Source organism: Methylobacterium sp. 37f (assembly GCF_023093475.1).
GTDB lineage: Bacteria > Pseudomonadota > Alphaproteobacteria > Rhizobiales > Beijerinckiaceae > Methylobacterium.
The window spans coordinates 164609-178444 of record NZ_JAGHKN010000001.1 but is presented as its reverse complement, the minus strand read 5'-3'; the positions used below and the strand labels follow the sequence as shown (position 1 = coordinate 178444).

The window sequence follows — 13836 nt, the reverse complement described above, 5'->3', positions numbered from 1 at the left end:
TGGAGCCCTCATCGGATCTTCGGTGACCGGACGAACCCGGGAAAGCTTTTCATGACCTTCACGACTTCAAGCGTTCAACCAGTGATAGCGCTCGTAGCCGGCGTGTTGATCCTGGTCATGCCGCGCCTGCTCAACTTTATCGTTGCGATCTATCTGATCCTGGTGGGGCTCATTGGCCTCGGCGTCTTCCGCTCGTTTGGATGATCGCCTGACGGCCACGTTACAGCCGGACCGAAGCGTCACGGTGTCGGCCCCTGAATGATCCATTCATCTTGCGTTGCAGCATGAGATGGTCCAACCCGCCGTGTTAGGCATGGGGCAGTGTTCACTCCTGCAAGCGGACGGATACAGATGGGCAAATGGGTCTACTCCTTCGGTGATGGCAAGGCCGAGGGCCAGTCGTCCATGCGCAACCTGCTGGGCGGGAAGGGCGCTAACCTCGCAGAGATGTCGAATCTCGGTCTGCCGGTTCCTCCCGGGTTCACCATCACGACCGAAGTCTGCACCTACTACTATGACCACGGGCAGCAGTATCCCGACGAACTGAGAAGTCAGGTCAAGGCCGCCCTGGACGCCGTCGGTGCGCTCACCAGCCGCGGCTTCGGCAATCCAGAGAACCCGCTCCTCGTCTCGGTCCGCTCCGGCGCCCGCGCTTCGATGCCGGGAATGATGGACACGGTGCTCAACCTGGGCCTGAACGACGTCACCGTCGAAGCCCTGGCGCAAGGTGCCGGTGACCCACGCTTCGCCTACGATTCCTACCGGCGCTTCATCACCATGTATTCAAACGTCGTCCTCGGCGTGGAACACCACGCCTTCGAAGAGGCCCTGGAGCACTACAAAGAAGGCAAGGGCGTCAGCCTCGACACGGAGCTCGGGGCCGAGGACTGGAAGCACCTCGTCGGCAAGTACAAAGCCATCGTGAAGACGGAGCACGGTTCCGACTTCCCGCAGGCACCGGAGGATCAGCTCTGGGGTGCCATCGGCGCGGTATTCGATTCCTGGATGATCCCGCGTGCCAAGAAGTACCGTGAGCTGAACAGCATCCCGGAGAGCTGGGGTACGGCCGTCAACGTCCAGGCCATGGTTTTCGGCAACATGGGCGACACGTCGGCCACCGGTGTTGCCTTCACCCGCAATCCCTCGACCGGCGAGCGCGCCCTCTACGGCGAGTTTCTGATCAACGCTCAGGGCGAGGACGTGGTGGCGGGTATCCGCACCCCGCAGGACATCACCGAGAAGGCCCGCATCGAGGCGAAGTCCGATCGTCCTTCGATGGAATTGGCGATGCCGGATTCCTACGCCGAGCTGGTGCGGATCTACGGTCTTCTCGAGAACCACTATCGCGACATGCAGGACATGGAGTTCACCATCGAGAGCGGAAAGCTCTGGATGCTCCAGACCCGCAACGGCAAGCGCACCGCCAAGGCGGCCCTGCGCATCGCCGTCGATCTCGCGGCGGAAGGCCTGATCACCGAGGAAGAGGCTATCGGCCGCGTCGAGCCCGCGGCTCTCGACCAGCTCCTTCACCCGACCATCGATCCGAAAGCCGAGCGCAAGGTCATCGCCGCCGGTCTTCCAGCTTCGCCGGGTGCGGCCACCGGTGAGATCGTCTTCAATTCCGAGGACGCCGAAGCCGCCCGCAAGGCCGAGCGCAAGTGCATCCTCGTGCGTGTGGAGACCTCTCCGGAGGACATCCACGGCATGCATGCCTCCGAGGGCATCCTGACAACGCGCGGCGGCATGACCAGCCACGCGGCCGTGGTGGCGCGCGGCATGGGCAAGCCCTGCGTCTCCGGCGTCGGCTCGATCCGCGTCGACTACAAGGCGGGCACCCTCTCGGTCGCCGGGACCACCCTGAAAGCCGGCGACAAGATCACCATCGACGGCTCGACCGGCCAGGTCATTCTCGGAGAGGTGGCGATGCTGGAACCCTCCCTGTCGGGCGAATTCGCCACTCTGATGGGGTGGGCCGACAAGGTCCGCACCATGAAGGTCCGCACCAACGCCGACACGCCGACCGATGCGCGCGCCGCTCGCAACTTCGGCGCGGAGGGTATCGGTCTGTGCCGCACCGAGCACATGTTCTTCGAGGGTGACCGCATCGTCGCCGTTCGCGAGATGATCCTCGCCGATGACGCGGAGGGCCGCCGGGCCGCCTTGGCCAAGATCCTGCCCTACCAGCGTCAGGACTTCGTCGAGCTGTTCACCATCATGTCGGGCCTGCCCGTCACGATCCGTCTCCTCGACCCTCCGCTGCATGAGTTCCTGCCTCATACCGACGAGGAGGTGCGCGACGTTGCCACCAGCACGGGCGTGTCGGAGGACAAGCTGCGCCGCCGCATGACGGAGCTGCACGAGTTCAACCCGATGCTCGGGTTCCGCGGCTGCCGCCTCGCCATCGCCTTCCCGGAAATCGCGGAAATGCAGGCGCGGGCGATCTTCGAGGCCGCCGTGCAGGCAGCCAAGGAGACCGGCGCACCCGTGACCCCCGAGGTGATGGTGCCACTCGTCTTCACCAAGATGGAGTTCGACATCGTCAAGGCACGCATCGACGCCATGGCGAAGGCCGTCGCTGCCGAAACGGGCGGCATCGTCGACTATCAGGTGGGCACGATGATCGAGCTGCCGCGAGCGGCCCTGCGCGCGGGCGACATCGCTGAAACGGCGGAGTTCTTCTCCTTCGGCACCAACGACCTGACGCAGACCGCGCTCGGCATCTCGCGCGATGACGCCGCGACCTTCCTGGGAGCCTACACCCAGAAGGGCATTCTCTCCGCCGATCCATTCATTTCAATCGATCAGGAGGGCGTCGGTGAGCTCGTGCGCATCGGCGTGGAGCGTGGGCGGGCGGTCCGGCCCGACATCAAGCTCGGAATCTGTGGCGAGCACGGCGGCGATCCATCCTCGATCGCCTTCTGCCAGGAGGTCGGCCTCGACTACGTGTCGTGCTCGCCCTACCGCGTGCCGATCGCGCGCCTCGCTGCGGCTCAGGCGGCCCTTGCCGCAAAGGCCTCGAAGTAAGCGGACGCTCCGGTCTAAGCTTTCCCGAAGCTTACGACATCCATCCGGGGCGGTCCGTGACCGTCCCGGGCGCCCAGCGCAGCGTTCCGTTCAACAAATTGTCGAAAACGCGGCGAACTGATTTCACGCGGGCACGTTCAGTGCTAGTGCCGATCCGTTGCGCGCAGGCCATCCTGCCCAGAGGGGCGGCAGCCAACGCGTGGGATCGCCGTCATGAACGATACCAGCCCACCTCCTTTGTTTCTCACTGAGAACTCCGTCGCCGTTCCACTTCCGCGAGCGGTGCAGCAGGTCTTTCTCTGGGTCGTCGCCAGCATCGGCGGGCTAGCGACCCTTTCCCTGTTCGTATTCGCCGTCGCCACACAAAGCGGCGCCGATGCGGAACGCATCGCGAGTGCTCAGAATGGCGATCGCTCCGGGCTTTCGGCACTGTTCGGCAGTCTGGCGGCCACGCATGGACGACCCGGCTCGATCTGAGCGGCGGCCTTAACCGGTCCGCAACCATACCGCACGATAGTTCGATCGACCGGCTGGCATCCCGCGTGTGGGATGAACGACCGGACGGTAGGGCATCCTGGTGCGAGTCGGTTGCGTGGGTACGAAACGATCACGACGGACGTCGCATCTTCGTTGGCTGAGTGCCGCGATGACCCCGTGGGCGGCTGGCGTCGGGTTACTGGTGTCCTTCACGGCAACGGCCGGCACCGACATGGCGCCTGGCATTGCAGGATCTCTTGCGCCAAGCGCCCGGCTTCTTGCCACTGCATCACCGGGTGCACGCCTCTCCGGGACGGAGACCCGCACCCATCCGGCACGGCGGACGGCGAGCAGAGCAACCTTCGATCGCCCTGGGGAAACCGACAGCGAAGCGATTCTGGTTCGGGCCAGTCTGACCGAGATGAGTGGGGGATTGCTGCCACCCGGCAACGCTGCACCGAGCCTCGACGTCGATGCGGGCTTCGTGCCGACACCGGATCTCGGACGCGTCCGGAGCCCGGAGGTAGAGGGTTCGGTCGTGGTCGTCGACGATGGCGCGACTCCGGCCATTCCACGCGCCGAAGCCTTGTCGTCCACCACGCCGGCGCCTGCCGACGCGACACCGATCGAAATCGCGGCCGCGAGCCTGGTGTTCCCAGGCCTGTCACCGCGGGCCGGACAGACCGATGGTGGGACATCGATTCCGGAGGCCCCACCGGACGTCGCGCGGCATCGCTACGCCGACCTAATCGGTGCCGATGCCAAAGATCGCGAGCAGCGCTGCCTCGCCGAGGCGGTGTATTTCGAAGCGCGCAGCGAATCCGAGGAAGGCCAGGCTGCGGTTGCGCAGGTGGTTCTGAACCGGGTCAAAAGCGGGCTCTATCCGAGCAACGTCTGCGGTGTGGTGTATCAGAACCGGCATCGGTACATGGGCTGCCAGTTCTCCTTCGCATGCGAGGGCAAGTCCCTACGCATCACCGACGACGGTTCCTGGCAGACGGCCTCCCGCATCGCGAGCGCGGTGATCGACGGCCGCACTTACCTGGATGAGGTCGGCGGAGCGACCCATTACCATGCCGATTACGTAAGACCCGGCTGGTCGCGTCGCTTGAAGAAAATGGACGTCATCGGGCGGCATATTTTCTACCAGCTCAAGCGCGGACAAACCTGAAACTCGGTATTGTTCCGGGGCATTTAACAGAAGCAGGGAAACACCTAAGTAGTCCTAAGCTTGGGTTAATTTTACCTTGAGTCTCGATAGAGCTTGATCGGACGGCAACTTGGCGGCCTCTGGGACGTCGAGAGGCGCGCGGGCTTCGCGCACCATCCCGTCCCGTAAAGCGTTTCGCGCCGAGGTACCCTCATGACCACGCCGGTCGCCCCCCGCCTTCTTCTCGCTGCCCTCGCGGGCGCCGTCGTGACCATCTCGTCGGCCCAGGCCGGCGGCTGCGGCGGCGCCGAATGCTACCGCCACGTCAACACGCCTCCGGTCTATGGTGCCGTCTCCGAGCGTGTTCTGGTACGGCCTGCCGAAACGATCTATCGCACGATGCCGCCGGTCTATGAGACCGTCTCCGAACGGGTCGTCGTGGCGCCGGGTGGCCGCGTCTGGCAGACTCGCCGCGATGCTTATGGCGCGTTGATCGGCTGCTGGGTCGACGTCCCGCCCCAGTACGCGGTGCGCCGCCGACGCATTCTGGTACAGCCCGCCCAGACCGTCCCGGAGACGATCCCGCCGGAATACGCCAGTGTCCGGCGCCGTATCCTGATCCAACCGGCACGGTCGGGCTGGGTGCCGGCGAATTACGGCCAGGGCGGCTATCCGGGCACCTACGGCCCCAGCCTCGCCGTCGGTTCCATTCCAGACGCTTTCGGCATCACTGGAGCCAGTTCGGCGGATGTCGGCGTCGGTCTCGGCTTCTCCTCCGGCAGCATCTACGACGGCTATTGAGCGGGCGGCCGTCACATGCGCCTCTGACGGCGGACGCGCTCGGCGGCGCTTGATTCGGACAGGTGCCGCCACACCTCTGATAGAGGAAGCGGAGATACGCGATGGGTCACTTCAAGGCTTGGGTCGTCGAGAAGACGGAAACGGGCCAGTCCCTGACCTTCAAGGACTTCGACGAGGCCGACCTCATGGACGGCGACGTCACGGTGCGGGTGACCCACTCGACCGTGAACTACAAGGACGGCTTGGCGATGACCGGGCGCTCACCGGTCGTCCGGCGCTTTCCGATGATTCCCGGCATCGATTTCGCCGGCATCGTCGAACACTCCGACCATGACGACTATAAGCCGGGCGATGCCGTCGTGCTCACCGGCTGGGGCGTCGGCGAGAGTCATCTGGGGGCCTATGCGCAGCGGGCCAGGGTGAAGGGCGACTGGTTGGTGCCGCTGCCGGCGGGACTCAGTCAGGCTCAGGCGATGGCGATCGGCACGGCGGGCTACACCGCGATGCTCTGCCTGATGGCTCTCGACCACCAGGGGGTGACGCCGGACCAGGGGCCGGCGCTGGTGACCGGCGCATCCGGCGGGGTCGGATCGGTGGCGGTGGCACTGATGGCCCGGGCCGGATGGCATGTGATCGCCTCGACAGGGCGCGATGCGGAAGGCGAATACTTGCGCGGGTTGGGCGCGTCCGAAGTGCTCGATCGCGCCGATCTGTCCAAACCGGGCAAACCGTTGGCCAAGGAGCGTTGGGCCGCCGCCATCGATGCTGTTGGATCGACGACGCTGGCCAATGTTCTGGCCAGCACGAAGGCGGATGGCGCGGTGGCCGCTTGCGGACTGGCGCAGGGCATGGATCTACCGACTTCCGTGGCACCGTTTATTTTGCGCGGCGTCTCATTGCTCGGGATCAACAGCGTGACCACGCCCCAGCCGAAACGTCGCGAAGCCTGGGCGCGGCTGGCACGCGAACTCGATCACGACAAGCTCGCGGCGATGACCCAGACGGTGCCGCTGCCCGGCGTCGACACCCTTGCAGAGGCCATACTGGAGGGGCGGGTGCGGGGGCGGACGGTGGTGGAGATCGCCTGAGTATACCAGGAACGTCGTGTCGAGGTCGCGCGTTTTTGCACGCACAAGTCACGGAATACCATGAGCCAAGCGTTTGTACGTGAGCGCGAGGGCGGCGAAGCCTTCGAGGATCTCCCCGACCGCCCGATTTCGTCGCATCCGAATTTCGTAACCCCGGACGGCTTGGCCCAGATCGAGGCCAAAGTGGCGCGATTGCAGGCCGAATTCTCGGCGCTGGAGCCGGGGGCCAAGGCCGATGAGGCGCGGGTGACCCGCGACCTGCATTACTGGACGGCACGGCTCGGGACGGCCCAGCTTGTCGAAGGTGAGACGGGGGAGGGCGCCCGCTTCGGTTCGACCGTGACGATCCTGCGCGAGGACGAGAGCCGCCAGACCTTCCGGATCGTCGGCGAGGATGAGGCCGACCCGGCCAAGGGTTCGATCTCATACGTTTCCCCGATGGCGCGGGGCCTGACCGGCAAGATGGTCGGAGACGTCGTCGAGGTCAACGGGCACGAGGCCGAGATCACCGAAATCGCCTGACGCCGTCTTCGCGGCAAAAGCGCAAGAAAAAAGGCTCGGATTGCTCCGAGCCCTAGAAGGGAAAAGGCCATTGGGGGCTGAACTGGCCTTCGTGATGGATCAACACGCGGCCGCCCGCGCGGTTCCCGATGATTTTGAAAAAACTTCAGCGCGGGGCGGCAGCCCGGCGGAGCCGGTCGTTGATCGCCTCACCAAGACCCGTTTCGGCGATCGCCGCGACCGCGATGGTGTCCGCTCCGACGCCATCGAGCTGGCGCAAGGCCGAGAACAGGTGCGCCGCGGCTTCGGCCAGATCACCGGTCGGACTGAGATTGATGCGGGCCCGCGCCCGGTCGGCGCCCGGTACGGGGTCCGGTCCGAACAGCAGCACCGCCTCGTCCGGCGCCACCTCGGTCGCGTCGAGGCGCACGCGGGCGCGCGGGGCGTAATGTGAGGCGAGAAGGCCGGGGCCGACCGGGTGGGCCGCATCCCCGGCCGCCAGTCCGGCGAAGTCGAAGCCGAGATGCGCCACCAGGGCGGCCCGGGTGATGCCGCCGGGGCGCAGCAGGCGCGGTGTTCCGCCGAGGCACGCCACCACGGTGGACTCGACCCCGACCAAGCTCCGCCCGCCATCGACCAGCGCGGCAATCCGGCCGTCGAGATCTCCCAGCACGTGGCCGGCATCGGTCGGGCTCACGCGCCCGGAGCGATTTGCCGAAGGCGCGGCGACGGGGCGACCGACGGCCCGGAGGAGATTGCGGGCGACGGGGTGCGCCGGCACCCGCAGGGCGACGCTCGGCAGCCCGGCGCGGGCGAGATCGCAGACCCGGCAGGTGGGCGAGGCCGGAACGACCAAGGTCAGGGGGCCGGGCCAGAACGCCTCGGCGAGGCGTCGGGCATCGGCGTCGAAGATCCCCTCGGGAAGGGCTGCGTCGAGATCGGACAGGTGCGCGATCAGGGGATTGAAGCGCGGGCGCTCCTTGGCGGCGTAGATCCGCGCCACCGCCGCCGGATCGCCGGCATCGGCACCGAGCCCGTAGACGGTCTCGGTGGGGAAGGCGACGAGCCGGCCCGCGCGCAGGATCGCGGCGGCCTCGGCAACGCCCGCGGCATCGTCGCGAAGGCGACGGGTCGGCTCGGACGTGGCATCGGCGCCGATCGAGCCTTCGGGGATCGAGCCTTCGGGGATTGACCGCAGATCGTTCATATCTAAACTATCTTCGCTGTCGGGCGCGCGGTCCGGCCGGATTCGGGATTCGACCGGGCCTAGCGCCGGGTCGGGCCATGCGTCAAACACGGGGCGACACGCGTCGCTCTCAACCAAGGCGCGGGAGGAAACATCATGACGTATCGCGCCCCCGTCGCCGATATGCTGTTCAGCCTGCGCCACGTGGCCGGGCTCGAGGCGGCTCTGGCGTCCGGCCTTCATGGCGATCTCGCCGTCGCGGATGCCGAGGCGATCCTGAGCGAGGCCGGCAAGGTCGCGGAATCGCTGATCGCCCCCCTCAACCGGATCGGAGACCGCCACGGCACGCCGCTGAACGACGGCGCCATCACCACGCCGCCCGGCTGGCGCGAGGCCTACCAGACCTGGATCGCCGGCGGCTGGAACGGCCTGAGCGCCGACCCGGACCACGGCGGGCAGGGCCTGCCGCTGGTGCTCAATGCCGCCTGCAACGAGATGTGGAACGCGGCCAGCATCGCCTTCGGCCTGTGTCCGCTGCTCACGGCCGGTGGCATCGAGGCCCTGGCGCAGCACGGCTCGGACGATCTGAAGACCCGCTACCTCGACAAGCTGGTCTCGGGCGAGTGGACCGCCACCATGAACCTCACCGAGCCGCAGGCCGGCTCGGACCTCGCGCTCCTGCGCAGCCGCGCCGAGCCCACCGGTGACGGACGCTATCGGATCGTCGGCGCCAAGATCTACATCACTTATGGCGAGCACGACCTGACCGACAACATCGTCCACCTCGTCCTGGCCCGCCTGAAGGATGCACCGGCGGGCACGCGCGGCATCTCGCTGTTCCTGGTGCCGAAGGTCCTGCCGGACGGCAGCCGCAACGACCTGCGCTGCTCCGGCATCGAGCACAAGCTCGGCATCCACGGCTCGCCGACCTGCTCGATGGCCTTCGGCGACAACGGTGGCGCCATCGGCTGGCTGATCGGCGAGGAGAATCGCGGCCTCGCCTGCATGTTCACGATGATGAACTCGGCCCGCCTCAATGTCGGCCTCCAGGGCGTCGGCATCGCCGAGCGGGCCTACCAGCAGGCGCTGGGCTATGCCCGCGACCGGCGTCAGGGCAGGGCGCCCGGCGCTCCCGAGACCAGCCCCATCGTCGACCATTCCGACGTGCAGCGCATGCTGCTGACCATGAAGGCTTTCACCCAGGCCGCGCGCGGCATCTGCTACCTCACGGCCGCGGCCCTCGATGCCGCGCAGGGCCCGGAAGGGCAGGAGGCACATGACCGCGCCTCGCTGCTCACGCCGGTCGCCAAGGCCTTCTCCACCGACATCGCCAACGAGGTCACGTCGCTCGGGGTCCAGGTCCATGGCGGGATGGGCTTCGTCGAGGAGACCGGCGCCGCCCAGCACATGCGCGATGCCCGCATCCTCGGCATCTACGAGGGCACCAACGGTATCCAGGCCATCGACCTCGTCGCGCGCAAGCTGCCGCTCAATGGCGGCGCCACGGTGCGGGCGCAGATCGCCCGTTTGCGCCAAACCGCCGAGGGCTTCCTCAAGGATCCGGATCCGGCCTTCGGCAGCCTCGGCGCCCGGCTGCGGGCCGGGATCGAGAGCCTGGACCGGGCGACGAGCTTCCAGCTCAAGGCCCTTGCGTCGAACCGGCCCGAGACGGCGCTGGCGGGCGCGACGCCGTACCTGCGCCTGTTCGGCCTGGTGCAGGGGGGGGCCTGCCTCGGTCGTCAGGCGCTCGCCGCCAACGCCGCCCGGAAGGCGGGGGACACCGATCCCGCCCATGCGGGCCGGATCGCGCTGGCCCGCTTCTTCGCCGACAACCTGCTGACCGCTGCCGGCGGCCTGGAAGAGAGCGTCATCGCCGGCGGTCGCTTCACCGAGGATGCCGGTCTCGCCCTGGCGAGCTGATCGGCGCGGCGACCGGGACACCGATTCTCAAGACGGCGCAGAGACCCATCCACGCACCTCCGTTCCGTGACGAAACGGGGGTGCACACGCAGCGACGGCATCCGGGGGCAGCATGAGCGAGCACATCGCGATCGAGGATACGGCCGATGGCGTCCGCCTGATCCGGATCGACCGTCCGGAGAAGAAGAACGCGCTGACGGGCGCGATGTACGACACCATGCGGGAGGCTTTGGCCGGGGCCGACGCGACCGATGCGATCGGGGCCGTGGTCTTCGCCGGTGCGTCCGGGGCGTTCAGCGCGGGCAACGATCTCGCGGATTTCGTCGCCGGCGCGGGCAAGCCGTTCGGCGAGGCGCCGGCGCTGCAGTTCATCCGCCAGCTCGCCCGCACCCGCACGCCGATGATCGCGGCGGTGGACGGGATCGCGGTGGGGATCGGCACGACCCTCACCCTGCATTGCGACCTCGTCTATGCCAGCCCGGCATCCCGCTTCCGCATGCCCTTCGTGGAACTCGGCCTCGTGCCGGAGGCGGCGTCGAGCTACCTGCTGCCGCGCCGGGTCGGCCTGCTCAAGGCCACCGAGATGCTGCTGCTGAGCCAGCCCTTCGACGCGGACGAGGCGCTCGGCCTCGGGCTGGTCAACGGGGTGATGCCGGCCGGGCTGCTGCTGGAGCACGCCCGGGCGCAGGGCGCGCGCCTCGCCGGGCTGCCGCGCGGGGCGGTGGCGGCGACGCGAGCCCTGATCCGGGGCGATCAGGCCGCCCTGGAAGCGGCCCTGGAGGCCGAGGCCGTCGCCTTCGAGGAGCGCCTGCGCTCGCCGGAGGCCCAGGCGGCCTTCATGCGTTTCCTCGGCCGGGTCAAGCCGGCGTGAGCCGGATTCCGGATCTTCGTGGAAAGGTCTGTCTCGTCGCCGGAGCCTCGCGCGGGGTAGGGCGCGGTATGGCGCGCGGTCTCGGTGAGGCCGGCGCCACCGTCATCGTCACCGCCCGGTCGAGCGAGACGGGTCCGCGCACCGAGGGGCGGCCCGAGACCATCGAGGACACCGCCCGGGTGGTCGATGCCGCCGGGGGCGAGGGCCACCACTACCTGTGCGACCATACCAGCGAGCGCGCCGTCGATACCCTGGTCCATTGGGCTCTGCGCCGGTTCGGCCGCATCGACGTGGCGGTATCCAGCGTCTGGGGCGGCAACGAGGGTTATGACGGGGAGCGCTACGGCGACGGCGCCGCCTGGGGCACGCCGTTCTGGCGCCGCTCGGCCGAGCCGCTGTCGGATTTCTTCGGCAGCGGCCCCTATCCGGCCCTGCTGCTGGCCCGCGCGGTCGCCCCCGGCATGGTCTCGGCCGGGGCCGGCCTGCTGGCCTTCGTCTCCTTCGACACCGAGCCCGCCTATCTCGGCGACATCTTCTACGATCTCACCAAGGCGACCACGAATCGCCTGGCTTTCGCCTGCGCCCAGGAACTGGCGCCGCACGGAGTCACGGCTCTCGGCCTTTCCCCCGGCTTCGTGCGGACCGAGCGGGCCGTCGACATCGGACATGCCGACCGGGCGACGGAGAGCCCGCTCTATGCCGGCCGGGCGCTCGCCGCCCTGGCGGCCGACCCGGCGATCGCCGCCCGGGCCGGGCGCATCCTCCATGCGGGCGATCTCGCCGCCGAATATGGCTTCACCGACGCGGACGGCACGCAGCCGGCCCGGTTCCAGATCCACGCCGAGGAGACCTGAAACATGCGTGATTCGCTGCAGGGCAAAACCCTGTTCATCACCGGAGCCTCACGCGGCATCGGCCTCGCCATCGCCCTGCGGGCGGCCCGCGACGGCGCCAACATCGCCATCGCGGCCAAGACCGATGCGCCGCATCCGAAGCTGGAGGGCACCATCCACACCGCGGCCGCCGCCATCGAGGCCGCCGGCGGCCACGCCCTGCCGCTGCTGGTCGATGTCCGCGACGAGGACAGCGTCGCCTCCGCGATCGCGATGACCGCCGAGACCTTCGGCGGCATCGACATCGTGGTGAATAACGCCAGCGCGATCGCCCTGACCCGCACGCCGCAGACGGAGATGAAGCGCTTCGACCTGATGCACGGCGTCAACACGCGCGGCACCTACATGGTCAGCAAATACGCGATTCCCCACCTCGCCAAGGCGGAGAACCCCCACATCGTCATGCTGTCGCCGCCCCTCGACATGGCCGAGAAGTGGTTCGCGCCGCACCTCGCCTACTCGATCGCCAAGTACGGCATGTCGCTTTGCGTCCTCGGCCTCGCGGGCGAACTCCGGCGCCAGGGCATCGCCGTCAACGCCCTGTGGCCGCGCACCACCATCGCCACCGCCGCAGTGCAGAACCTGCTCGGCGGCGACGCGCTGATGCAGGCGAGCCGGACGCCCGAGATCCTGGCCGACGCGGCGCACGCGCTGTTCCGCCTGCCCGCCCGCGCGGTGACCGGCCGTTTCCTCATCGACGACAGCTTCCTGGCGGAGCAGGGTGTCACGGACTTTTCAAAATACCGGGTCACACCCGGCATTCCTCTTGCGCCGGACTTCTTCGTGCCGGATGCGAGCACACCGCCTCCCGGGGCCTTCGCCTGAGACATCCCGCGTGATCTTCATCCACCAGCCGGTCGCCGGCGCCGGGCAGACCCTGCTCGAGCGCCGTTCCCTCGAATTGCAGGAGCCGATTCCCGACGACACCGTCTGGCTCGACATGGTGCGGCCGAGCCGCGAGGAAGACCTGAAGGTCGAGGTCTTCATGGGCATCTCGGTGCCGACCCGCGAGGAGATGAAGGACATCGAGCCCTCCGAACTCCTCTACGTCGAGGACGGGGCGCGCTACATGACCGGCCGGGTGCTGAGCAAGGTCAGCGAATCCGAGGAGCCGGGCCTGGCCGGCATCACCTTCATCCTGCGCGGCAACCGCCTCGTCACGGTGCGCTACGAGGAGCCGCAGGCCTTCCGGATGTACACCCAGCGGGCCGGCCGCTCCACCGGCAACGGCCCCTCCGCCGTGCCCTCGGGCGAGACCATCCTGGCCGGACTGATCGAGACGGTGATCGACCGGGCGGCGGACGTGCTCCAGCTCCAGGGCGAGCGCATCGACCGGCTTTCCGGCAAGATCTTCGAGGAGAAGGAGGACCCGAGCGCCCGCAACACCGCACTCCAGGACACGTTGCGCGCGCTCGGCCGCCACGGCGACCTGATCTCCAAGCAGCGCGAGAGCCTGGTCTCGATGGAGCGAATCCTGCTCTCCTTGTCGGCGACCTACCGCACCGCCAAGGCGCCGCGCGAATTGCGGGAGGATGTGCGCTCGACCCTGCGCGACCTGCAGTCGCTGGAGGAGCACGCCACCTTCCTGTCCTCGAAGATCCAGTTCCTCCTCGACGCGACCCTGGGCCTCGTGAACCTGGAACAGAACAACATCATCAAGCTGTTCTCGGTGATGGCGGTGGTGTTCATGCCGCCGACCCTGATCGCCTCGATCTACGGCATGAACTTCAAGATGATGCCCGAACTCGACTGGGGGTTCGGCTACCCGATGGCGGTGGTCATGATGGTTGTGGCGGCGGTGCTGCCGTACGTGTTCTTCCGCTGGAAGAAATGGCTCTAGCGAGTATTCGATGCATCCCGTTAAGAATGCTGAGGCAGTCTCGCATCATTCGGCGTGACCCACGGACGGAGTTGCGCCACTGGGG

At 67.8% G+C, this 13836-nt stretch carries 13 protein-coding genes; 12 read left to right on the top strand and 1 reads right to left on the bottom strand.

All coding sequences use genetic code 11. The annotated features are described in order from the left end of the window. Positions 1-51: 51 nt before the first annotated feature. The 7 genes from J7U37_RS00890 to greA all read left to right on the top strand — a co-directional run bounded on the left by J7U37_RS00890 (position 52) and on the right by greA (position 7062). Entirely contained in the window at positions 52-204 is a 153-nt protein-coding gene (locus J7U37_RS00890) for a DUF3096 domain-containing protein (protein WP_247634526.1), read from the top strand. A gap of 147 nt (positions 205-351) precedes the next feature. Continuing rightward, entirely contained in the window at positions 352-3024 is a 2673-nt protein-coding gene (gene ppdK, locus J7U37_RS00885) for a pyruvate, phosphate dikinase (RefSeq protein WP_247634525.1), read from the top strand. A gap of 213 nt (positions 3025-3237) precedes the next feature. Then, positions 3238-3501, top strand: coding sequence for a hypothetical protein (locus J7U37_RS00880; protein ID WP_247634524.1), 264 nt, complete (start codon positions 3238-3240; stop codon positions 3499-3501). A 169-nt stretch (positions 3502-3670) separates the two neighbouring features. After that, entirely contained in the window at positions 3671-4672 is a 1002-nt protein-coding gene (locus tag J7U37_RS00875; protein ID WP_247634523.1) for a cell wall hydrolase, read from the top strand. A 192-nt stretch (positions 4673-4864) separates the two neighbouring features. Next, the gene (locus J7U37_RS00870) at positions 4865-5452 is read left to right on the top strand and encodes a hypothetical protein (protein ID WP_247634522.1); all 588 of its coding nucleotides are present in this window, start codon (positions 4865-4867) and stop codon (positions 5450-5452) included. Positions 5453-5553: 101 nt separating this feature from the next. Further along, positions 5554-6540 (top strand): MDR family oxidoreductase, encoded by a 987-nt coding sequence (locus J7U37_RS00865; RefSeq protein ID WP_247634521.1) that lies wholly within the window; start codon positions 5554-5556, stop codon positions 6538-6540. 60 nt (positions 6541-6600) lie between these two features. After that, on the top strand, positions 6601-7062 hold the full coding sequence (gene greA, locus J7U37_RS00860) for a transcription elongation factor GreA (protein WP_247634520.1): 462 nt from the start codon (positions 6601-6603) through the stop codon (positions 7060-7062). A 145-nt stretch (positions 7063-7207) separates the two neighbouring features. Here greA and J7U37_RS00855 read toward each other — a convergent pair whose 3' ends face one another. Further along, positions 7208-8200 carry an L-threonylcarbamoyladenylate synthase gene (locus J7U37_RS00855; protein ID WP_056482682.1) on the bottom strand — a complete coding sequence of 331 codons (993 nt, stop codon included), beginning with the start codon at positions 8198-8200 and terminating at the stop codon, positions 7208-7210. A gap of 183 nt (positions 8201-8383) precedes the next feature. Between J7U37_RS00855 and J7U37_RS00850 the strand changes: the two genes are divergently transcribed. From J7U37_RS00850 to J7U37_RS00830, 5 genes are all read left to right on the top strand, one after another. Further along, positions 8384-10147, top strand: coding sequence for an acyl-CoA dehydrogenase (locus tag J7U37_RS00850; RefSeq protein WP_247634519.1), 1764 nt, complete (start codon positions 8384-8386; stop codon positions 10145-10147). Positions 10148-10259: 112 nt separating this feature from the next. Next, entirely contained in the window at positions 10260-11018 is a 759-nt protein-coding gene (locus J7U37_RS00845; RefSeq protein WP_056481607.1) for an enoyl-CoA hydratase-related protein, read from the top strand. Then, positions 11015-11872 carry an SDR family NAD(P)-dependent oxidoreductase gene (locus J7U37_RS00840; protein WP_348772961.1) on the top strand — a complete coding sequence of 286 codons (858 nt, stop codon included), beginning with the start codon at positions 11015-11017 and terminating at the stop codon, positions 11870-11872. The genes J7U37_RS00845 and J7U37_RS00840 overlap by 4 nt, the downstream gene beginning before the upstream one ends. Before the next feature lie 3 nt (positions 11873-11875). Further along, entirely contained in the window at positions 11876-12736 is an 861-nt protein-coding gene (locus tag J7U37_RS00835) for an NAD(P)-dependent oxidoreductase (protein ID WP_056190374.1), read from the top strand. A 10-nt stretch (positions 12737-12746) separates the two neighbouring features. Beyond that, positions 12747-13751 carry a magnesium transporter CorA family protein gene (locus tag J7U37_RS00830; RefSeq protein WP_056190372.1) on the top strand — a complete coding sequence of 335 codons (1005 nt, stop codon included), beginning with the start codon at positions 12747-12749 and terminating at the stop codon, positions 13749-13751. Positions 13752-13836: the final 85 nt, after the last annotated feature.